The sequence below is a fragment of the Brevundimonas sp. UBA7664 genome (assembly GCF_002483305.1).
In the GTDB taxonomy this organism is placed as follows: domain Bacteria; phylum Pseudomonadota; class Alphaproteobacteria; order Caulobacterales; family Caulobacteraceae; genus Brevundimonas.
Genome location: NZ_DLHQ01000046.1, coordinates 1 through 20,566 on the forward strand (window position 1 = coordinate 1; position 20,566 = coordinate 20,566).

Genomic DNA, 20,566 nt, shown 5'->3' on the forward strand with positions numbered 1-20,566 from the left:
CAAAGCGTAGCTCACTTTCGTGTCGACCGCTCTCGGTGAAGGGCGTGCCCGCGGGACCAGCGCGTTGCGCTTTGGTTGCGCCGAGAAGGTCCGCTTTCCACCCTCAGGCGAGGGTCCGCTCCCGACCCAAAGCGGACGTTGGTTTGGTGCCGCCGCTGGCCCGGTCAGTAAATGGGCAGCCCCTCGGTCGTAGTTTCCTTCCGCGCGTAAACCCAGAGAGGTAGCGCGTCGGATCGCAGGTCGCCCGGATAGTCGAGCCGCACTATCTCTTCGGTTAGGGTCCACGGCGATGGAAAGCCCGCGACGACTTCCGTTCCGACTATCCTCGCGCTTTCCTTATCATCCTCGCTGATGGGGCCGTCGAACACGAACCGGACATTGACGGTCGTTCCGCTCCAGCCGCATGTCATGGCACGCAGGCTTGGTGGCACCGCGAAAAGCAATCCGCGCTGAGCAAAGATGAGGATGTTGAGACGAATGTCCGCGTCGGTCATCGTGCCAGACTACATCTCCGAATGTCCGCTTCCCACCCGCAGGCGATAGTCGGCTTCCGACCCATTGCGGACGTTGGAACGCCTGTTTACCAGTCGCCGATCAGAAATGCGGAACGGCCTGTATGTCATCTCGCACGCGGTCGTTGGCAGGCTATGCATTGGTGGTCGCTTCGATCGGCATCTTCTTCTGGTGGGGCTATCAGTTCGACACGTGGGGGAGGCGATTCAGCCCGGATCCCGCGTTCCTTGGCCTTGTGACCTGGTTCGTGATTGGCGCCTTCGGCGCAGGATACGCCGCCGGCGGCGTTCGAACGGGCCTCAGGTGGGGCGGGCTTGTGCTCGCACTGCTCGCTGCTGCACTGGGCGTTGGAGTGTTGAGCGGGAACTACCGCTAACCACCCCGCGCCGACGTCCCGTGCGCCCGCTTTTGGCCTAGTCAGCAACGTCCGCTTTCCGGCCTGATGCTGAGGGCCGAAGCCGACCCATTGCGGACGTTGAGAGCGCAGCTAATCTGCCGCTATGCCAATGACGCCCAGCACTGCCGAATGGAACTTCCAGTGTGTCGCCGTCATGCAAGCCCTGCTTGGTGCGATCTCGCCGAACTTCCGTCGCGTTACACTCGACTGCGACGGCGACCAATGGATCATTAGCTTCGTCCTTGAACATGAAGACGCGCAGGACCGCGAAGAGATCGAGGACTTTGTGGGCGAGTGGGAAGCTCTGCAAAGCGGGCCGGTGCCTGCTGCAGTCCACACATGGATTGATCCCGGCGTATTGCCAATGAGGTCTGGGCAGATGCGAACGATCTTCAGGCGGCGTGAACCGGCATCTCACGGATAGTGCGCTCAATTCGCCTAAGGGTGGCTAACGTCCGCTAACCACCCGGAGGCGACGGTCGGCTACCGACCCTAAGCGGCCCCCGCCCTGTCCAATAGGTTTGCGACGTCGTCATGGCCGCCGTGTCGAGCGTAGTCCGCCGCTTGGAATGATCCGCAAGCAATACTCGGGTCCGCACCCTTCTGAAGAAGACGGGTTACGACCTCGGCATTGCCGTCTCGCGCGGCGACCATGAGAGGCGTCACGCCGTCGGCAACGCCATTTACGTTTGCACCGCACTCCAGCAGGACCTCGATCAGGTCCTGCGCGTCAACTTGAACTGCCCAGATGAGGCAACTGCTGTCGCCAGCCGCCGTGATGGCGTCTGGGTCTGCACCCGCAGAGAGGAGGGCCGCCACTACTGGACCTTGCTGCCCCACCGCTCCTCTCAGGCAACTCCAGAGAAGCGGCGTGAAGCCCCGATCATCTCGCTCGTCGGGCTTGGCACCGCTCGCCAGTAGAGCCTGCACGGTTTTCAGGTCGGCGTCATAGGCGGCGGCGTGAAGATCGCTCATGTCATCCAAATGCCCGATGGAGTGTCCGCTTTCCACTCTCAAGCCACGGTCGGCTCTCGACCCATAGGAGACTGTGCATCGTCAGGCTACGGTAAAGCTATGACTTGGCCTATCCTGTTTCCGTTGGCCCCCGCGCCTTGGCTGTTTCTACAGATAGGGGCGACGGTGATTTGGGGCGTTTGGGTCGGCCTCCTGATCCGGCGACATGGGCGTCGCGGTCTATTTGCCCTTCTATCAGCCCCGCTCCTGTGGCTGGCGTGGTGGCTCATCGTATTCGCTGGTTATGTCAAAGGATGCGCGGACTTGGGAGGGGCGGGGTGCTGAGTCTGCTTTCCACCCTCAGGCGACTGTCCAGTTCCGACCCATAGCGGTCCCAAGCGTCTCCTGTCAGATTGGCTTTATGAGCGGAGGCGTTGTCATGCGAAGGTCTGACTGGCTTATCGTCGCGGGTCTTGCTCTCGCTGCCATCGGATACTGGCTGACCACGCTTGGAACCCAATCCTACAGGTGGGCACCGTACTGGGTCTGGGCCTGGGCCCAACAGCGACCAACGCTGGTAGTGATAGGGGCGGTCTTGGTGCTGATTGGTGCCTATCGCCGGCTCCGGTTCTCTCGACAACGGTGAAACCCGGACTCCGACCGCGTAGCTCTTGATGTCCGCTTCCCCCCCATAGCGGACCTCCGCAACATCCGCTTTCGTCCCTAGATCCCCGACGCCGCCTCCGGGTCCGCGTCCTTCCCCTCGACGATCCGCGCCGCCGCCAGGTCGGCGGTGACATTGCCGATGGTGCGGAAGATGTCGGGGATGACCTCGACCGCCAGCAGCAGGGGCAGGACCTCGATCGGCACCCCCATGGCGAGGCAGATCGGGGCGATGGAGACGAAGAAGCTGATCTGGCCCGGCAGGCCGACCGAGCCGATGGAGATGGCGATGGCGGTCAGACCGCCGGCGATCCAGGCGGCGGGGCCGAGGTCGACGCCGTGCAGGTGGGCGACATAGATGACCACGGCCAGGTTGGCGACGGGGCTGGTGATGCGGAACACCGCCACCGCCAGCGGCAGGACCAGACCCGCCGTCGGGGTCGAGACGCCGAGCGCGAGACGGGCCTGTTCGACCATGGCCGGCAGGCTGGCCAGGGACGACTGGGTCGAGAAGGCCACCACCTGCGCCGGAATGATGCCCTGGGCGAAACGGGCCAGGCCGATGCGGCCCCAGGGCACGACGACGGCGTAGATCAGCACGATCAGGCCGACCTGGGCGAGAACGACCAGGGCGACGTAGTGGCCCAGGGTGCCCAGGGCGCCGATGCCGGCGTTCAGCCCCACCCCCATCGACAGGGCGAAGACGCCGACGGGGGCCGCCAGCAGCACCCAGTGGACGATGGTGATCATGGTCTCGGACACGGCCTCGAAGAAGCCCACCAGCGGCGCGCGGCGGGCGGCGGCGAGCCGGCTGACGGCGAAACCGAAGGCGATGGCGAAGACCACGATGCCGAGGATGTTGTCCTCGACGGCGGCGCGCACCGGATTGGCGGGGGCCAGATTGGCGAGGAAGGCCGCGATGCCGCCTCCGGCCGCGCTCTCGCGCACCACCGCGGCGTCGGGCGCTCCGGCCAGCAGGGCGGCGGCTCCGGTCGGATCGATCGGCCACAGCAGATGTAGGGCCTCGTTGGCGAAGATGGCGTAGACGGTCGAACCCAGCAGCAGGACGGCGAAGACCATCAGCGCCTTCAGCGCCAGCCGGCCGGTCGCCGCCGCGTCGGCGATCGAGGCGATGCCGGTGACCAGCAGGCTGAAGACCAGCGGGATGATGGTCATCTTCAGGGCGTTGAGCCACAGGGTCCCGACGGCGCCGATCAGGTCGGCGGTTCCCGCCCCGCCCGGCAGGCCCCAGGCCTGGGCCGCGGCCCCGGCGAACAGGCCGGCGAGCAGGGCGACAAGCACCCACAGGCTGAGGGACATCAGGGCGGAACGAAGTCGGGAGGCGGCCATCCGGCCAAGCTAGGCGCCGTCGGGCCGTTTGACCATCCGTCGCGTGCGGCGGCGTGAACGATCCTTAACTCGACCCCGCCGCCACCACGCCGCAAGCTGGGCCATGGGCTGTCGCGGGAGGGGCGAATGCAACGGATGCGCACGGGTGCGAGCTTCTACGGCCTGGTCTTCATCGCCGGCTTCATCACCTTCGCCCTGCACGAGGGCGGGCACTGGCTGGCGGCGGTGCTGCTGGGGCATGAGGCCTATTTCGGACTGAACAGCGCCGGCGCGCGGGGCGCGGTCAGCGCCGCCGACCATGCGATCATCTCGGCGGCCGGGCCGGCGGTGACGGCGGTCCAGGCGCTGGCGGCCCTGTGGCTGGTGCAGGCGCGGGCCAGCGCCGCGGCCTGGGTGTTTCTGTTCCAGGCCGCCTTCATGCGGTTGATGGCCACCGTGATGACCCTGTTCCTCGCCAATGACGAGGCGCGGATCAGCGAATGGCTGGGTTGGGGGCTGTGGACCCTGCCGGTGATCGTCACCGTGGCCCTGTTCGGGCTGCTGGCGATCGGCTCCGTCAAGCTGAAGGTGGGCTGGAAGGCGCTGGCCCTGACATGGCTGGTCGCCTCGGTCTCGGTCAGCGCCGTGATCGGGCTGGACATGCTGATCAAGGGTTGAGGGCGGCCTCGACCAGGGCCGCGGCCTGCTGCAGCGCGGCTTCGCCGAGCGAGGCGATGCCGACGACGGCCCGTTCGGGGCGGCCCCGGCCCTGACCCTCCCGGCGGTAGGCCGGGTCGTAGTGGTGGACGATCAGCTCGGCGGCGAGGGTCTCGACCTCCCCGGCGGCGGCGAGGGCGCGCCACTCCGCGACCACCTGTTTGCCGATGTGGCGCGGCAGGCGGGTCAGGGCCGTGTCGAGCGCCGACGGGTCGGCGGCGATGGCGGCGTAGTCGCGCACGGTGCGCGCGGCCCGGACCTCGACCGGGGACTCGAGGCGGATCACCGGCGCGGCGGCCATCGCGGCCCACAGGGACGGCGGGACGACGCGGGCGCCGATCCGGCTGCTCTCGGCCTCGACCACGACCGGCCGCACGGGATCGAGCCGCGACAGGGCGTCGTGCAGCCGGCTCTCGAAGGCCTTCTGCGACGGCTGGCCGCCGGGCATGGCCCCGAACAGCGAGCCGCGGTGCGCGGCCAGGGCCTCGAGGTCGAGGGTCTGCACGCCGCGCGCCGCCAGGGCGGTCAGCAGCGCCGTCTTGCCCGACCCGGTCGGCCCGTCGAGCAGGACGAGGCGATGGGGCACAGGCGCGTCATAGAGGGCGCCGGTCACCTGTCGCCGCCAGGTCTGGTAGCCGCCCTCCAGCACCGTCACGGGCCAGCCGACCTGGTCCATCACCGTGACCATGGCCCCCGACCGCTGGCCGCCGCGCCAGCAATAGACCAGCGGCTGGAACGACCCGTCGCGGTCGCCGAGGGCGGCTTCCAGATGCGCCGCGATATTGCGCGCCACCAAGGCCGCGCCGGTGCGGCGGGCGAGGAATTTGGAGCCCTGGACATATTCCGTCCCCACCGCCGCGCGCTGGGCGTCGTCGAGCACCGGCAGGTTGATCGCGCCGGGGAGGTGGTCGAGGGCGAATTCGGCGGGGCTGCGCACGTCGATGATGGCGTCGAAGCCGTCGCGGGCGGCGGGCGACAGATCGACGGTGCGGCGGATCATCGGGTGACGCGCACCCGCGGCGGGCCCTCGACCACCCGGCCCACGACCGGAGCGGCGAAGCCCTCGATCCGGGCCAGGGCCTGCAGGGCCTCCGCCCCGGCCTCGGCCACGGCGATGAGCAGGCCGCCCGAGGTCTGGGGGTCGGTCAACAGGTCGCGGCGCCAGTCCTCAAGACCGGCGGGCAGATCGACCTCGGCGCCATAGCTGGCCCAGTTGCGGGTCGAGGCGCCGGTGCGGACGCCGTCCCGCAGCAGATGCTCGACGCCGTGGAGCATCGGGGGATCGGCGGTGATCTCGACGGTCGCCCCCGCCCCCCGCGCCATCTCCAGCGCATGGCCCAGCAGGCCGAAGCCGGTGACGTCGGTGACCGCGTGCACCCCGGCCCTCCCCGCCAGCTTCGCGCCGAGGGTGTTCAACTGCGTCGTCGACGCCTTCAGCGCCGCATAGCCGTCCTTGCCCAGCCGCTCCTGTTTGAAGGCGGCGCTGAGCACGCCGACGCCCAGCCCCTTGGTCAGCAGCAGGACGTCGCCCGGCCGCGCGCCGCGGTTGGTCAGCACCTGGTCGGGATGCACCAGACCCAGGGCGACCAGGCCGTAGATCGGCTCGACGCTGTCGATCGAATGGCCGCCGGCCACGGGAATGCCCGCCGCCCGGCAGGCCTCGGCGCCGCCCTGCAGGATCCGCCCGATCGTCTCCGTCGACAGGACGTTCACCGGCATGCCGACGAGGGCCAGGGCGAAGATCGGCGTCCCGCCCATGGCGTAGACGTCCGACAGGGCGTTGGTCGCCGCGATCTGGCCGAAGTGAAACGGGTCGTCGACCACCGGCATGAAGAAGTCCGTGGTCGCCACCAGCGCCTGCTGGTCATTGAGCCGCCAGACCGCCGCGTCGTCGCTGGTCTCGGTCCCGACCATCAGGTCGGCGAAGGGAGCGGTCAACGGCATCCCCTTGAGGATGTCCTGCAACACCGCCGGGGCCAGCTTGCAGCCACAGCCGCCGCCGTGGGCGAGGGAGGTCAGGCGGGGTTCGGGCGTGGTCATGCGTCGGGATAGGGCCAAAACGCCGCCGAACTCAACAGGCGGGGGCGAGACGGCTGAACCGTTCTCCACGCCGGTCGTTCAGCCGATGAACCGGAGACCGCCATGCCCATTCCCAAACTCGCGACCCTGATCGGCGGACTGCTGCTCAGCAAGGGCGGGCGGCGCATGGCCGGGCGCCATGCGGGCAAGCTGGCCCTGGCCACCCTGGCCTTTCAGTTGTGGGAGCAACGGCAGGCCGCCAAATCCCCGGCCGCCTCTCCGGACCGGGCGAAGCACCCCCGCCGTCGCTGGAGCGGCCGCCAGGTCTGAATCCGCTGGACCGACGCTGCGTCAACAACGCTAACTGGGCGGCCCAACGGAGCCGTCGCCATGATCACCGTCCACCACCTCAACGATTCCCGCTCGCAGCGCGTCCTGTGGCTGCTCGAGGAGCTCGGCGCGCCCTATGAGGTGAAACGCTACCAGCGCGATGCGAAGACCATGCTGGCGCCGCCCGCGCTGAAGGCCATCCACCCGCTGGGCAAGTCGCCGGTGCTGGACGAGGGCGATGCCCGCGTGGCCGAGACCGGGGCCATCGTCGAATATCTGCTGGAAACCCACCCCGCGGCCCATCTGCGCCCCGCGCCGGGGACGGAGGCCGCGCGGCGCTTCACCTACTGGCTGCACTATGCCGAGGGCTCGGCCATGACGCCGCTGTTGCTGAAGCTGATCTTCAACGCCATCCCGGGACGCGTGCCCTTCCTCGCGCGCGGCGTGGCCAAGGGCATCAGCAAGGGGATGAACGCGGCCATGATCGACCCGCAGATCGCGGCCCATACGGCCTACTGGGAGGCCGAACTGGGGCGGTCGGAATGGTTCGCCGGCGACGCCTTCTCGGCCGCCGACATCATGATGAGCTTTCCGGTCGAGGCGGCGGGCAGCCGGGTCGGCTACGGCGCCGACAAGCCGAAGCTCAAGGCCTTCCTGCAGAAGATCCACGCCCGGCCGGCGTATCAGCGGGCGCTGGAGCGCGGCGGGCCCTACAGCTACGCCTGAGCCGCCGACGGACTGGCGCTGGCAGGCTGGCGCCGGCGCCACAGTCGGACGCAACCGGACGCGGGGGCGGATCGGGACCGCAACCCGCGCCTGAATCGGACGTTGATGGTCCCATGCGCCTGAGAACCATCCAAGTCATCGCCGCCCTGGTCGCCGCCGTCGCCTTCGTGCTCGCCTTCATGGCCGCGGGGGTGTTCCTGGTCTCGAGCCTGTTCATGGCCCTGGGTCTCGCGGCCGTGGCCTGGCTGGCCTGGAGCCTGGTCAAGCGGGTCAAATTGTGGGGCGACATCCAGCAGATTCGCGAGCGACGGCGCAACCGGGCCGCATAACAGCGCTCTCGCCGAACGCCATGCCCCTTGAATCCTGGGGCTCGGCGCCCTAGTCTCTTTGGCCGGTCGCAAGCGCCCAGCGACCTCTGGCGTGTCACCAAATCTTCAGTCGGGCGAAGCAAGAAACTCACGACATATGGAAAAAGTGCCGATGACGGCCGAGGGCTACCGTGTCCTCGACGATCAGCTGAAGCAATTGAAGTCCGTGGAGCGGCCGAGCGTGATCTCGGCCATCTCGGAGGCGCGCGAGCATGGCGATCTGTCTGAAAACGCAGAGTATCATGCGGCCAAGGAGCGTCAGGGCTGGATCGAGGGCCAGATCGCCGACATCGAGGACAAGATCAGCCGCGCCCAGGTGATCGACGTCTCGAAGCTGAACGGCAACCAGGTCATGTTCGGCGCGACGGTCACCGTGGTCGACGAGGACACCGAGGAAGAGGCCCGCTACCAGATCGTCGGCGAACACGAAGCCGATGTGAAGGCCGGCAAGATCTCCGTGGCTTCGCCCATCGCCCGGGCGATGATCTCGAAAGAGATCGGCGACGTGGTCGAGGTCAACACGCCCGGCGGCGTGAAGGCCTATGAGATCCTCAAGGTCGAGTGGAAATAGGGTCCGACCAGACCCCGCTTTCGATCCAGGTCGTCTCGGACGGCCGGGCCGGCATGGAAAATCAGGCGCTGGGTCTGGCGGAAGCCATCCAGCGCCTTTTTTCGTCCCGGATCACCGTCAGGCGTGTGTGCTGGCGCAGGGCCTTCGACAAACTGCCGTCGGCCCTGAAGGCGCCGTGGATGCTGGATCCTTCTTCGGATCCGGTCGAACCCGCCGCCGGCGAGGCGTGGCCGGACCTGTGGATCGCCACCGGACGCGCCACCCTGCCGCTGTCGGCCCGGATACGAGCACGGTCCGGCGGCAAGACCTTCGTGGTCCAGACCCAGGACCCCCGTTGGCGCCATGACGTCTATGACCTGATCGTCGCCCCGGCCCATGACGGCGTCGTGGGCGCCAATGTGCTGTCGATCACCGGCTCGCCCCACCGGGTGACGGCCGGGCGGCTGGCCGAGGGCGCAGCCGCCTTCGCCGACCGGCTGGCGCCCCTGCCTCGGCCGCGCGTCGCAGCATTGATCGGAGGACGGTCGAGGGCATTCGACCTGACCGAGGCCCACGCCGCCGACCTGGCCGACCGCATCGCGCGCGCCGTGGAAGCCGTCGGCGGCTCGCTGATGCTGACCTTCTCGCGCCGCACGCCCGAGGCGGCGAAGGCGGCCATGACCGCGCGGCTGGCCCACCTGCCCGGCCTGATCTGGGACGGCGAGGGCGCCAACCCCTATTTCGCCTTCCTGAATTTCGCCGACCACATCCTCGTCACCGAGGACAGCGCCAACATGGCCGCGGAGGCGGCAGCGACCGGCAGACCCGTTCACATCCTGCCGATGATCCCGCTGAAGCCGGCGGACAAATTCGCCCGCCTGCATGCCGACCTGCGGGCGCGCGGGGCGACGCGGCCGTTCGACGGGTCGCTGGCGAGCTGGACCTATGAGCCGCTCGCCGAAACAGACCGGGCGGCGCGAGAGGTCCTGGCGCGCCTGATGACGGCCGGCACGCGTTCCCGATAGACTGCTCCCTCGGGAAGGACGAAAAATCCGTCCCCGTGCATCCACCGCCAGTCGTGGCGGCGACTACCAACGGGGCGTCGGCCAAGGGCTCGCGCCAAGGGGGCATGACCATGAAGCGCTTCTTCCTGTCGTTGTTTGCCGGGCTGTTTGCGGCTGCCTTGGCCGGCGCGATCATCCTGTTCGGGGCGATTGAAGGCTGGGGGCGACCCCGGCTGGCGCCGGCCGGCGAGACCGCGCAGTTCGCCGCCGCCGTGGCCGCCCGCCTCGACAGGGATGCCGTGGGCAATGCGGCCTTCGTCCTGGTCGAGGACGGCGTGCCCGTCAGCGAGCATTTCGTGTCGAGAGGCGTCCCCGTCGATCGGGACACGCAGTTCCAGGTCGCCTCGCTGAGCAAATGGGCGACCGCTTGGGGCGTCATGGCCCTCGTCGAGCGGGGCAGGATCGACCTCGATGCGCCGGTGTCCCGTTACCTGACCCGCTGGCGGCTGCCGGCCGGCGACTTTGACAATGATCAGGTCACCGTCCGGCGGCTGCTCAGCCACACCGCCGGCCTGACGGATGGTCTCGGCTATGCCGGATTCGCGCCGGGCGCCCCGGTCCAGTCGCTCGAAGCCTCCCTGACCCGGGCCGCCGACGCCTCGCCGGGGGCGGATGGACGGGTCCGTGTGGGCATGGAGCCGGGATCCTTCGAATACTCCGGCGGCGGCTACACCCTGTTGCAGCTGGTCGTCGAGGAAGCGTCAGGACAGACGTTCAACGACTACATGAAGGCGGCCGTCTTCACGCCGCTGGGCATGACGCGATCGACCTATCTGCTTGAGGAACCGGAGACGAACGTCGCCGAGTTCTTTGACGCGGACGGCGCGCGGGCGACGCATTTCCGTTTCGCATCGCTGGCCGCGACCTCGCTCTACACCTCCGCCGGCGACATGACGCGCCTCATCGCCGCGCACAGGCCCGGCCCCAACGGCGAGCCCGCGGGTCGCGGGGTTCTGAGCCCGGAAACCCTGAACGCCATGCGCCGGCCCCATGCCTCGGAGATGGGCGCGGACATCTGGGGCCTCGGTGTCATGCTCTATGCGCCCAACACTGCGGGCGACTTCATCATCGGCCATGACGGCGACAATGAACCGGCGATCAACACCGCCGTCCGGCTGGACCCGGCGACGGGGGACGGCATCGTGCTTCTGGAGACCGGCAACAAACGCATGGCGACGGAGCTTGCCGGCGAATGGGTGTTCTGGACCTCGGGCAAGGTCGACTTCCTGACCGTGACCATGGAACTCAGGGAGACGCTGAGATGGGTCGCCATCGGAGCCGGTCTCGCGTTTCTGTCGATATTCCTGATCGTCTGGCGGCTGGCGCGACGCCGACGCCCCGTCGCCGCGAAAAACGCCTGACGGCCTGAAGCGGTCGGGGGGTTAGTCGCCCCCGCCGCCGCCATCGCCGCCGCCATCGGACCCGCTGTCCGACCCGTGGTCCGGGCTCTTGTCGCGCGCGCCGCCGTCAGAGGCGTAGACGCCGCCATCGGACCCGCGAGCGTCACGGTCCGTCCGTTTCCGGCCGGCGTCCATGGCGAGGCCGATGGCCAGGCCGGCGGCGATCCCGACGCCGACGCCGACCGCCAGATTGTCCGTGGCCACGCCGAGGCCGGCGCCGATGGCGACGCCCAGGGCCACGCCCACTCCCAAAAAGCTTCGTCCCGCCATGCCATCCTCCCGACAGACCTGTGAATCCCGTTCAAGGTGGCATCGCGCCGGACAGAATCAACGCCTAAATAGGAGCCATGAGCACTCCCCGAACCGTCCGCGTCGCCATCATCGGCTCCGGCCCCGCCGGCTGGACCGCCGCCATCTATGCGGCGCGCGCCCTGCTGAGCCCGGTCGTCATCGCCGGCCTGCAGCCCGGCGGCCAGCTGACCATCACCACCGATGTCGAGAACTATCCCGGCTTCGCCGACGTCATCCAGGGTCCCTGGCTGATGGAGCAGATGCGCGCCCAGGCCGAGCATGTCGGGACCGAGATCATCGAGGACATCGTGGTCAAGGCCGACCTGTCGCAGCGGCCGTTCCGGCTGACGCTGGACTCCGGGACCGAAATCCTCGCCGAGACGGTGATCATCTCGACCGGGGCCCAGGCCAAATGGCTGGGGATCGAGAGCGAGGCCAAATACCAGGGCTTCGGCGTCTCGGCCTGCGCCACCTGCGACGGCTTCTTCTATCGCGACAAGGACGTGATCGTCGTCGGCGGCGGCAATACCGCGGTCGAGGAGGCGCTGTTCCTGACCAAATTCGCCTCGAAGGTGACCGTCGTCCACCGCCGCGACGAGTTCCGCGCCGAACGCATCCTGCAGGACCGGCTGTTCGCCAATCCCAAGGTGGAGGTGCTCTGGAACTCCGCCATCGACGAAATCCTGGGCGAGACCAACAGCTTCGGCGGGGTCAACGTCACCGGCGCGCGGCTGAAGAACGTCCAGACCGGCGAGACCCGCGAGGTGGCTGCGGACGGGGTCTTCATCGCCATCGGCCACGCGCCGTCATCGGAACTGTTCGCCGGCCAGCTGGAGACCAAACAGGGCGGCTATCTGGTGGTGAAGCCGGGTACCGCGGCCACGGCCATCGAGGGCGTCTGGGCCGCCGGCGACGTCACCGACGACATCTACCGCCAGGCCGTCACCGCCGCCGGCATGGGCTGTATGGCCGCGCTGGAGGCCGTGCGCTTCCTGGCCGAACAGGATCACGCCCGCGCCGGCGACCCGATCTCGCACAAGGAGGCGGAGAAGATCGGCGTCTGGTGACGCCGGCCCCTCGGCTCAGTTGAACATCTGCAGGCCGTAGGGCACCACCGGGGCCGGCTCGCCACGCCGCAGATGCAGGGCGTATTCGACGGCGCCGCGGACACAGCCCTCATCCGTCGGCTTGGTGAGGACGCCCATCGTGCCGGGCACGCCATGACTGACCATGCCGGGGTTGGCGGTCATGTACAGGACGGTGACGCCGTAGGCCTCGCCCAGCTCCTGGCCCAGACCCACGCCGGTGGCGCCGTCGGTCAGGTGGATGTCGACCAGCGACAACTCCACCCCGCCCCGCGACGCCAGCGCCCGCGCGGTTCGGGCGTCGGGCGCGGTGCCCACGACCTCATAGCCGAGGTCCTCGAGCACGAAGCGCAGCTCCATAGCCACCAGGGCCTCATCTTCAACAATCAGGATACGCGCGGTCATCGGTCTTGTTTCAATACGGACATGTTCCTGATCAACGCAGGCGGCGCATCGCGGTTCATGTTTATCTTGAAGCGGCCCGCCGCGGGGCCAGGGCGGTGGCGGGGAGGTCGGCGACGACCCTCAGTCCCTCCGGCGCCCAGGTCTGTTCCAGCGCCCCGCCGAGCTGGCCCTCGACCGACAGCGCCAGCAGGGACGAACCGAAGCCCGAGGCTTCCGGCGCGCCCTTGACCGCGGGCCCGCCCCGCTCCTGCCAGGTCATGACATACCGGTCGCCGCGCCGCGAGGTGGTCAGCTCGACCCGGCCCTCGGGAGCCGACAGGGCCCCGTATTTGGCGGCGTTGGTGGCCAGTTCATGGAACAGCAGGGCCACCGGCGTGGCGGCCTGGTCGTCGAAATCCGCGTCATCGCCGCTGACGACCACGCGCGCCCGGCCCCCGTCGTCGTCATAGGGCAGGAACAGGTCATGCAGGAAGGCGTGCAGGGTGGTGCCGTCCAGGCTGGGCCGGCTGGACTCCGTATGCGGCCGCACGAACTCATGCGCCCGCGCCAGGGCCGCGATCCGCGTCCGCGCGGCCCGCGCGAAGGCCCTGGCCTCGGGATACTGCCGCGCCGACAGGGCCAGCAAGGCCGAGATCACCGCGAAGATGTTCTTGATCCGGTGGCTCAGCTCCTGGCTCAACAGGGCCTTGGCCTGTTCCAGCCGCTTCATCTCGGCGATGTCCGTCCCGGTGCCGAACCAGCGGGTCACCGCGCCCTCCGCATTGCGGATCGGCATCGCCCGGCTCAGGGTCCAGGCGTAGGACCCGGTGTGGTGCAGCAGCCGGTACTCGACCTCATAGGGTTCGCCCGTGGACAACGACGCCCGCCACGCGGTCCGCGCCCGTTCCTGGTCTTCGGGATGGATCATCTCCCCCCAGGCGTCGCCGAGGGTCGACCCCTCGGCCGCCCCGGTGAAGGCGTACCAGCGGGCGTTATAGTAGTCGTGATGGCCGTCCGGCCGCGACGACCAGACCATCTGGGGCATGCTGTCGGCGATGGCCTGGAAGCGGGCGTCGCTCTCGGCCAGCTTTTCGGTCACCAGCCGGGCGGCCTCGACGGCGGCGGTGGCGGCCTCGTCGCTGCGCCGGCGTTCGCGCAGGGCCCGGCGGCGCTCCAGCAGGGCCATGACCTGCCGGGCCAGCACCTCCATGGTCATCCGCTGGGTTTCGTCCAGGCCCTGCGGGCGCGGGTGGGTGTCGATGATGCACAGCGCGCCCAGCGCCAGCCCCTGGTCGTCGATCAGCGGCGCTCCGGCGTAGAAGCGGAAGTCTGAAGGACCCATCGCCGGGCGGTCGGCGAGCGCCGAGTCACGCGCGTCGCACACCTGGGTGACGCCCGGCTGCCCCATCGCATACCGTCCAAAGGCGCCGGCCGCGCCGCTCTCCGGGACATCGGCGCCGTTGCGGGCCTTGAACCACTGCCGGTCGCCGACCGCCAGGCTGACCATGCCGATCGGCGCGTCGCAAATGCGCGCGGCCAGCAGCATGACGTCGTCGAACGCCTGTTCCGGATCGGTGTCGAGGATATCGAAGGATCGCAGCACGCGAAGCCGCTCGGCCTCGATGGCGCCGGAATCGCTTTCGGTCAGACTGATCAAACGGCGCCCCTTCATGAGCGCTGGCGCTCCGGTCAAAGGTCAGAATCCGGACCCGCGTTGTTCAAGCCGCCTGAACCCGGTCCTTCCGGGCCGTCACCGGCCTGTACGCCCCGCGGTAAATGCCCTGCCCGCGATTCCGTTGCGCCCTGCCGCGATCAGGAGGCTGGCCGGCCCACTTCCTCGACATCCATGGCGGTCACGCCGGGCGGCGCGGTGCGGATCGGCTCGTCCGGCGCGGGAAGGGGCGGCGCCTCGAAGGCTGCCATGCGCTGGTTGATGGCCGCGATCTCGGCGGCGGTGGGCGCGCGCCGGCCGCCGAGGGAGACGACGCCGACGACACGGGTCTGACCGTCGATCTCCACCGTGCGCAAGGCCGACGCGGCCTCCGCCTCGGCGAGAAGCGCTGCGTCGATGTCCGTGGAGATCTTGATGCGGGGGCGCGAGAACCGGGCCTCGTCGATCAGGGGTTCGCGGCCCGAATAGGCCTGACGGAAGGCGGCGGGCTCGCCGTAGACGCCCTTCCAGCGATAGAAGATGTGCGCGCCGATCTGGGTCAGCTTGTTCAGCGTCGGCGCCCACCAGGGACGGACGTAGTCGGCGTGGTAGTGGGTCGCCGTGCCGACGCGGGCCGAGACATGTCCCGCCAGCGCCCGTTCGGCCACCAGCCTGGCGCGGTTCCACGCCCAGCCGACCGGCGCCTGCGACAGGGCGCCGTCACAGGTGAAGCTGAACTGGCAGCCGGTGACGCGTTCGGCGCCCTCGAACACCACGCCGCAGATGCTGTTGGCGTAGTTGGGGTCGCGCACGCGGTTCAGGATCACCTGGGCGACGGCTTCCTGGCCCTCGGTGGGCTCCAGCGCGGCCTCGTAATAGATGCCCTGGGTCAGGCAGCGCAGGGCCCGGCGCCGGTCCTCGGCCGTGGCGGGCTTGAAGACGAAGGGGGCGGCGACGCGCAGATACTGCGACGCGTTCGGCGTCGCGGCGTTCAGCTTCATCGCGTCCAGACCCGTGGCGCCGAAATCCAGCGTCGGCCGGCCGGCCAGCGTCAGGTTTTCCCAGCCCGGCGTCAGGCCGTACAGCGCCGCGCGGCGCTCGCCCGGATCGTGGCGCAGGGCGATGGCCAGCTGCGACGGATCCATGCGGCCGGTGATGGCGGCCAGGCCGCGGGCGCCCAGGTCGCCGCGGGTCAGGACCCGGACGGCCTCGGCGCGGCGATCGATCTCCGGACGCGGCGTCGAGCTGGCGGCCATGGCCACGCCGAAGGCGGCCAGCACCACGGGGGCGGCGGCTGCCAGCCGGCGCATCCCCTTCAGTTTCGCGCTCCAGTCGATCTCGGCCAGGAACCCGTCTCCTCCGCCGGACATCATGCCCGACAATTCTCTCTATTATGCGTCAAGCGGGGCGCTTTTCAGGCGGAAAAGCGCGGGTCGGTCAAGCCTGAACGCCTGTCGGGAGCGTATCGCCCACTCCTGACCCCATTTTCCGGCGTCCGAACGCGCCGCGCGGGAAATTGGTGAACCCGGCGGAACGCAAGCCGAAGCCGTACGTTAGCCGGGATCGCGTACGCGCGAGTTGGGGGTTGATGAGCGCGTTGGGGGATATCGGCCAGTCTTTCAGCATCAGGGCCGTCGTGACCCGGCTGGCGCGGGTGAAGACCCGTGCCTGGTGGGTCTCGATACTTGTCGGCGTCGCCTGCGCCGTCGCCATGCTGACCGTGCGTGCGGGGCTCGAGGGCTTCTACCGCGGCCTGGCCGGTTTCATGATCCTGCTGCCCGCCGTGATCGTCGCTTCGCTCGCGGCGGGGCGTCTGGCCGGGCTGACAGCCACCCTGTCCTGCCTCGCGGGCGGACTGGCGCTGTTGACCCTGTATGGCGAGGGACCGGACCTTCTCGGCCACGCAGCCCTCGTCCCCACCGTCAATTTCGCCGTCGTCGGCCTGTTCATCACCATCGTCGCATCGGCGTTGCGCGACATGGTCGGCGCGCTCGACGTCTCGCTTGACGCCCTGCGCACTTCGAAGGCGCGGATCGACGACAGCGAACACCAGCTGCGCCTGATCAGCGAATACGCCCCCGTCATGCTGTGGATGAGCGACGCCTCGGGCCGGTGCGTTCATCTCAATGCCGCCCAGCGTGAGTTCTGGGCCGTGCCCGAGTCGCTCGAGGGTTTCGATTTCGTCGCCACGATCCACCCCGACGACGCCGAGCGGGTGCTCACGGCGACGGCCGAGGCCGGTCAGCGTCAGGCGCCGTTCGAAATCGAGGGCCGGTACCTTCGCCACGACGGTCAATGGCGCGTGCTTCACACCGACGCCCATCCCCGGATCGAACCCGACGGCGGTTACGGCGGCATGATCGGGGTCAACATCGACGTCACCGAGGCCCGGGCGGCCGAGGCGGCGCTGCGCGAAAGCGAGGCCCGCTTCCGCCTGATGGCCGACACGGCGCCATCGCCGGTGTGGATGACCAACGCCGACGCCAGGGTCGAGTTCGTCAATGCGGCGCTGGTCGACTTCTACGGACAGCCGGCCGAAGACATCCTCGGCGACGTCTGGAAACTGGCCATCCACCCCGACGACCAGGCGGCCGTCGAGACCGCCATGGCGGCGGGGCGTTCAAAGCGCGAGCCCTACGGCTTCGAGGCCCGGTTCCAGCGCGCCGACGGCGCCTGGCGCTGGATGCGGATTTCGGTCAAGCCGCGCTTCGCCGGCGACGGCCTCTTCCTCGGCTACGTCGGCATGTCGTTCGACACCACCGAGACGCGCGAGGCCCTGGACGCCCTGGAACGGCAGGAGCGGCGCCAGACCTTCCTGCTGGCCCTGGTGGACCGACTGCGCGACCTGACCTCTCCGGAGGACGTCATTCTCGAGGTCGAGCAGGCGCTGGGCCTGGAGCTGGGCGCGGACCGCGTCGGCTATGGGGTGGTCGATCAGGCGCGCGGCCGGGTGTCCATGACCCGCGACTGGACCACGGGCGTGGTCAGCGCCCAGGGCGAATTCAGCCTCGAAGACCTCGGCGCGGACCTGATCTCGGACCTCGCCGCGGGGCAGGTGATCCACATCGCCGACGTCCGGCAGGACCCGCGCACCCGCGACGCGCTGGAGGTGTTCCAGCGTCTGGAGACCCGCGCCCTGATGCGCACGCCCGTGATCCGCAGCGGCGGTTTGCGGGCCTTCCTGTACGCCCACCACTCGACCGTGCGCGAATGGACCCCGGCCGAAACCGCCCTGTTGCAGGAGGTCGCCGTCCGCACCTGGACCGAGATCGAACGCACCCGCGCCGAGGCCGAGGTGCGCGAGAGCGAGCAACGCTTCCGCGCCATCGCCGACACCGCGCCGGTGCTGATCTGGGTGACCCAGCAGGACCGCACCCGCGCCTTCGTCAACCAGGCCTATGTCGCCTACAACGGCGGGTCGTACGAAGAGGCGCGCCTCGCGGACTGGCGCGCGATCATCCATCCCGACGATCACGAACGCGTCCTGAAGGATTCGCTCGACGGAGAGGCCTCCAGGGAGCCCTTCTCCATGGAGGCCCGATACCTGCGCCACGACGGCGAGTATCGCTGGCTGAAATCCTTCTCCCGGCCGCGGCTTGGGGCCGATGGCGAGATCATCGGCTTCGTCGGCGTGGCGTTCGATGTGACGGACATCCGCGAAGCCCAGGCCCGGCTGCTGGAATCCGAGACCCGGTTCCGCACCGTGGCCGACAGCGCGCCGGCCCTGATCTGGATGCTGGACGCCGAGGGGCGGCCCAGCTTCGCCAATCGCCGCTACCGCACCTTCTTCGGCGTCGAGACCGAGGACCAGATCGCCGACGCCTGGCGGCGGATGATCCATCCCGACGACGCCGCAGCCTTCACCGCCGCCTTCAACAACGCCTTCGAACATCGTGACCGGTTCGAGAGCCTGATCCGTATTCGTCATCCCGCCCTCGGCGAGCGGTGGCTGCGCTGCGAGGGCCTGGCCCGCTTTGACGGCTCGGGCGCCTTCCAGGGCTATGTCGGCGCCAATATCGACGTCACCGAAGCCAAGCGGGCCGAAGAGGACCTCAAGCGGATCAACGAACTGCTGGAGGAACGGGTCGGCGAGGCGCTGGCGGAAAAGGCCAAGGCCGAGGCCGATCTGATGCACGCCCAGCGAATGGAGGCCGTGGGCCGACTGACCGGCGGTGTGGCCCACGATTTCAACAACCTGCTGACCGTGGTGATCGGCGCGCTGGACATCATTCTGCGCTCGCCCGATGACGCCGCCAAACGCCAGAAACTGGGCGAGGCGGCCCTGGCGGCGGCGCGGCGGGGCGAAGGCCTGACGCACCAGCTGCTGGCCTTCTCGCGCCGTCAGGCCCTGCGGCCCGAGGCCGTCGATCTCAACGTCCAGATCCGTGAAAGCGAGCCCCTGCTGCGTCGCGCCGTCGGCGAGGCCGTCGAGTTCAAGCTCAAGCTCCGGCGCGGCGGCGCGCGGGTCAGCGTCGATCCCTCCCAATTCGAGGCCGCCTTGCTGAACCTGGTCGTCAACGCCCGCGACGCCGTGGGCGACAAGGGCCGGATCACGGTCCAGACCCAGTCCTGCACCGTCGCGCCGGGCGAGGTCGTTGACCTCGCGGCCGGCGACTATGTCTGCGTCACGGTCGCCGACAACGGCGCGGGCATGGCGCCCGAAGTGATCGCCCGCGTGTTCGAACCCTTCTTCACCACCAAGGCCGTGGGCAAGGGGACGGGGCTGGGCCTGAGCCAGGTCTATGGGTTTGCGCGTCAGAGCGGCGGGGCCGCCCAGATCATCTCCAGGGTCGGCCGCGGGACCGAGATCAAACTGTTTCTGCCGCCGCGGGACGAGGCCGTCAGCATCGCCCCCGACGCCGGGCCGGAAGCGGCCAGGCCGATGGCGGCGGGTCGTCGCCTCCTGCTGGTCGAGGACGACGCCAGCGTCGCCGTCGTGGCCCTGGAACTGCTGGAAGGCCTGGGGCTCGAGGTGCGCGCGGTCGAGACCGCGCCACAGGCGCTGGACCTGCTGAAACGCGAGCGGTTCGACATGATGCTCAGCGACGTGGTGATGCCGGGCGGCATGACCGGGATCGAACTGGCGCGGGTGTGCGAACGCGACTATCCGGACATGCGGGTGGTGCTGACCTCGGGCTACGCTGGCGAGGATGTGGACGCGGCCCTGTCCGACGCCCCCTGGCCGTTCCTGCGCAAGCCCTATTCGGGCGAGCAGCTGGCCCGCATCCTGGGTGAACTCGGCTAGGGGCCTTCGGTCGACGTCTCCGCCGACCGAGACGGGATCAGCGCGTGCGCGCCTTGCGGGCGGCGTAGCGGGCGTCGCGGGCCAGCTTCTGCTCGGCCTTGGTCAGGGCCTTGCGCTCCTTGCGGGCGCCGCGACGTTCCGCTTCCGACTCTTCTTCGGCCAGACGGGCGGCTTCGGCGCGGATGGCCTCCTGTTCCGCCTTCTGACGGCGGACCTCGGCCTTGGCCAGCTCGTGCTGCTGGCGCAGCGCCTCCTTCTCGGCGGCGCGCTTGGCGGCCAGCTTGTCGAATTCGGGATCGGGGGCGGCGGCCTTGGGCTTGAACCGGGCCAGCAGGGCCTTCTTGGCCTCCTGCTGGGTCGTGAGGCGGTCCGTGAAGCCGGTCTGTTTCAGATCTCTCATGCGGAGGGCGTCGATGTCCTTGATCGTTTATGGATGCGCGGAACGCAGTCGGGCGGATTTACACAGCGCAGCCCGGCGCGTCGCTAACCCTATATGGGTGCGAAAATCAAGTTCGCGAGGCGCCGGGGCGGTCGCCCGGCGCACTCGGGGACGAACTGTGTCAGTTGGGTTTCTCGGCCTGGCCGACCGCGGCGCCGGCGGCGCCCCCGACCGCCGCGCCGATCGGACCGGCGACGACGGCTCCGGCGACAGCGCCGGTCGCGGCCCTCTGTTCGATGGTCTGGCCGCAGGCGGCGGCGGCGACGGCTGTGAGGGCGAGGACCAGGGTGATGGCGGTGCGTTTCATGGCGAACTCCTTCAAATAGTGGAGCTTCAACGTCGCCCGTCTCCGCCGGTTCCGGCCAACCGGCTCAAGTCAACCGTCGATTTGGCTCGATGATGAAGACAATAGTCGGAACCGCTATCAATCCGTCATGCCGC

Annotated in this window: 21 protein-coding genes; 10 read left to right on the forward strand and 11 right to left on the reverse strand. The window is 69.1% G+C overall.

Translation table 11 applies throughout. From position 1 onward, the window contains the following. Nucleotides 1-164 precede the first annotated feature (164 nt). Complete coding sequence (locus B2742_RS11010; protein WP_292066205.1) at nucleotides 165-494, reverse strand: hypothetical protein; 330 nt, start codon at nucleotides 492-494, stop codon at nucleotides 165-167. A 525-nt stretch (nucleotides 495-1,019) separates the two neighbouring features. Here B2742_RS11010 and B2742_RS11015 point away from each other — a divergent pair. Beyond that, nucleotides 1,020-1,334 (forward strand): hypothetical protein, encoded by a 315-nt coding sequence (locus B2742_RS11015; RefSeq protein WP_292066208.1) that lies wholly within the window; start codon nucleotides 1,020-1,022, stop codon nucleotides 1,332-1,334. Between the two features lie 68 nt (nucleotides 1,335-1,402). Here the strand turns inward: B2742_RS11015 and B2742_RS11020 are convergent, their stop codons facing one another. Continuing rightward, nucleotides 1,403-1,885, reverse strand: a complete 483-nt coding sequence (locus B2742_RS11020; protein ID WP_292066209.1) for an ankyrin repeat domain-containing protein — start codon at nucleotides 1,883-1,885, stop codon at nucleotides 1,403-1,405. A 702-nt stretch (nucleotides 1,886-2,587) separates the two neighbouring features. Further along, nucleotides 2,588-3,877: a dicarboxylate/amino acid:cation symporter gene (locus B2742_RS11025; protein WP_292066210.1), complete on the reverse strand. Its 1,290-nt coding sequence runs from the start codon at nucleotides 3,875-3,877 to the stop codon at nucleotides 2,588-2,590. A gap of 126 nt (nucleotides 3,878-4,003) precedes the next feature. Between B2742_RS11025 and B2742_RS11030 the strand changes: the two genes are divergently transcribed. After that, the gene (locus B2742_RS11030; RefSeq protein ID WP_292066211.1) at nucleotides 4,004-4,534 is read left to right on the forward strand and encodes a hypothetical protein; all 531 of its coding nucleotides are present in this window, start codon (nucleotides 4,004-4,006) and stop codon (nucleotides 4,532-4,534) included. Here the strand turns inward: B2742_RS11030 and mnmH are convergent. Further along, nucleotides 4,524-5,573, reverse strand: coding sequence for a tRNA 2-selenouridine(34) synthase MnmH (gene mnmH, locus B2742_RS11035; protein WP_292066213.1), 1,050 nt, complete (start codon nucleotides 5,571-5,573; stop codon nucleotides 4,524-4,526). The two genes, B2742_RS11030 and mnmH, sit on opposite strands and share 11 nt — an antisense overlap. Beyond that, nucleotides 5,570-6,613 carry a selenide, water dikinase SelD gene (selD, locus tag B2742_RS11040; RefSeq protein WP_292066215.1) on the reverse strand — a complete coding sequence of 348 codons (1,044 nt, stop codon included), beginning with the start codon at nucleotides 6,611-6,613 and terminating at the stop codon, nucleotides 5,570-5,572. The genes mnmH and selD overlap by 4 nt, the downstream gene beginning before the upstream one ends. Nucleotides 6,614-6,715: 102 nt before the next feature. On the opposite strand from selD, the gene B2742_RS11045 reads away from it, so the two are divergent. From B2742_RS11045 to B2742_RS11070, 6 genes are all read left to right on the forward strand, one after another. Then, nucleotides 6,716-6,922, forward strand: coding sequence for a cysteine protease (locus tag B2742_RS11045; protein WP_292066216.1), 207 nt, complete (start codon nucleotides 6,716-6,718; stop codon nucleotides 6,920-6,922). 60 nt (nucleotides 6,923-6,982) lie between these two features. After that, nucleotides 6,983-7,648, forward strand: coding sequence for a glutathione S-transferase family protein (locus B2742_RS11050; RefSeq protein WP_292066217.1), 666 nt, complete (start codon nucleotides 6,983-6,985; stop codon nucleotides 7,646-7,648). 113 nt (nucleotides 7,649-7,761) lie between these two features. Beyond that, on the forward strand, nucleotides 7,762-7,977 hold the full coding sequence (locus B2742_RS11055; protein WP_292066218.1) for a hypothetical protein: 216 nt from the start codon (nucleotides 7,762-7,764) through the stop codon (nucleotides 7,975-7,977). Between the two features lie 136 nt (nucleotides 7,978-8,113). Beyond that, complete coding sequence (gene greA / locus B2742_RS11060; RefSeq protein ID WP_292027608.1) at nucleotides 8,114-8,587, forward strand: transcription elongation factor GreA; 474 nt, start codon at nucleotides 8,114-8,116, stop codon at nucleotides 8,585-8,587. Beyond that, entirely contained in the window at nucleotides 8,578-9,591 is a 1,014-nt protein-coding gene (locus B2742_RS11065; protein ID WP_292066219.1) for a mitochondrial fission ELM1 family protein, read from the forward strand. The genes greA and B2742_RS11065 overlap by 10 nt, the downstream gene beginning before the upstream one ends. A 110-nt stretch (nucleotides 9,592-9,701) precedes the next feature. Further along, nucleotides 9,702-10,991, forward strand: coding sequence for a serine hydrolase domain-containing protein (locus B2742_RS11070; RefSeq protein ID WP_292066220.1), 1,290 nt, complete (start codon nucleotides 9,702-9,704; stop codon nucleotides 10,989-10,991). Between the two features lie 21 nt (nucleotides 10,992-11,012). Here B2742_RS11070 and B2742_RS11075 read toward each other — a convergent pair whose 3' ends face one another. Next, nucleotides 11,013-11,300, reverse strand: a complete 288-nt coding sequence (locus B2742_RS11075; RefSeq protein ID WP_292066221.1) for a hypothetical protein — start codon at nucleotides 11,298-11,300, stop codon at nucleotides 11,013-11,015. 77 nt (nucleotides 11,301-11,377) lie between these two features. Here B2742_RS11075 and trxB point away from each other — a divergent pair, with 77 nt between their 5' ends. Continuing rightward, the gene (gene trxB / locus B2742_RS11080) at nucleotides 11,378-12,388 is read left to right on the forward strand and encodes a thioredoxin-disulfide reductase (protein ID WP_292066222.1); all 1,011 of its coding nucleotides are present in this window, start codon (nucleotides 11,378-11,380) and stop codon (nucleotides 12,386-12,388) included. Nucleotides 12,389-12,403: 15 nt separating this feature from the next. Here trxB and B2742_RS11085 read toward each other — a convergent pair whose 3' ends face one another. The 3 genes from B2742_RS11085 to B2742_RS11095 all read right to left on the reverse strand — a co-directional run bounded on the left by B2742_RS11085 (nucleotide 12,404) and on the right by B2742_RS11095 (nucleotide 15,814). Then, a complete protein-coding gene (locus B2742_RS11085; protein ID WP_292066223.1) occupies nucleotides 12,404-12,811 on the reverse strand; it encodes a response regulator in 408 nt (135 codons plus the stop codon). A 61-nt stretch (nucleotides 12,812-12,872) separates the two neighbouring features. Then, complete coding sequence (locus B2742_RS11090) at nucleotides 12,873-14,447, reverse strand: sensor histidine kinase (protein ID WP_292066224.1); 1,575 nt, start codon at nucleotides 14,445-14,447, stop codon at nucleotides 12,873-12,875. Nucleotides 14,448-14,602: 155 nt separating this feature from the next. After that, complete coding sequence (locus B2742_RS11095; RefSeq protein ID WP_292066225.1) at nucleotides 14,603-15,814, reverse strand: cell wall hydrolase; 1,212 nt, start codon at nucleotides 15,812-15,814, stop codon at nucleotides 14,603-14,605. 215 nt (nucleotides 15,815-16,029) lie between these two features. Here B2742_RS11095 and B2742_RS11100 point away from each other — a divergent pair, with 215 nt between their 5' ends. Beyond that, nucleotides 16,030-19,686 (forward strand): PAS domain S-box protein, encoded by a 3,657-nt coding sequence (locus B2742_RS11100; RefSeq protein WP_292066227.1) that lies wholly within the window; start codon nucleotides 16,030-16,032, stop codon nucleotides 19,684-19,686. A gap of 37 nt (nucleotides 19,687-19,723) precedes the next feature. On the opposite strand, the gene B2742_RS11105 is transcribed toward B2742_RS11100, so the two are convergent. Beyond that, on the reverse strand, nucleotides 19,724-20,086 hold the full coding sequence (locus B2742_RS11105; RefSeq protein ID WP_292066228.1) for a DUF6481 family protein: 363 nt from the start codon (nucleotides 20,084-20,086) through the stop codon (nucleotides 19,724-19,726). A 160-nt stretch (nucleotides 20,087-20,246) separates the two neighbouring features. Then, nucleotides 20,247-20,432 carry a hypothetical protein gene (locus B2742_RS11110; protein ID WP_292066229.1) on the reverse strand — a complete coding sequence of 62 codons (186 nt, stop codon included), beginning with the start codon at nucleotides 20,430-20,432 and terminating at the stop codon, nucleotides 20,247-20,249. Nucleotides 20,433-20,566: the final 134 nt, after the last annotated feature.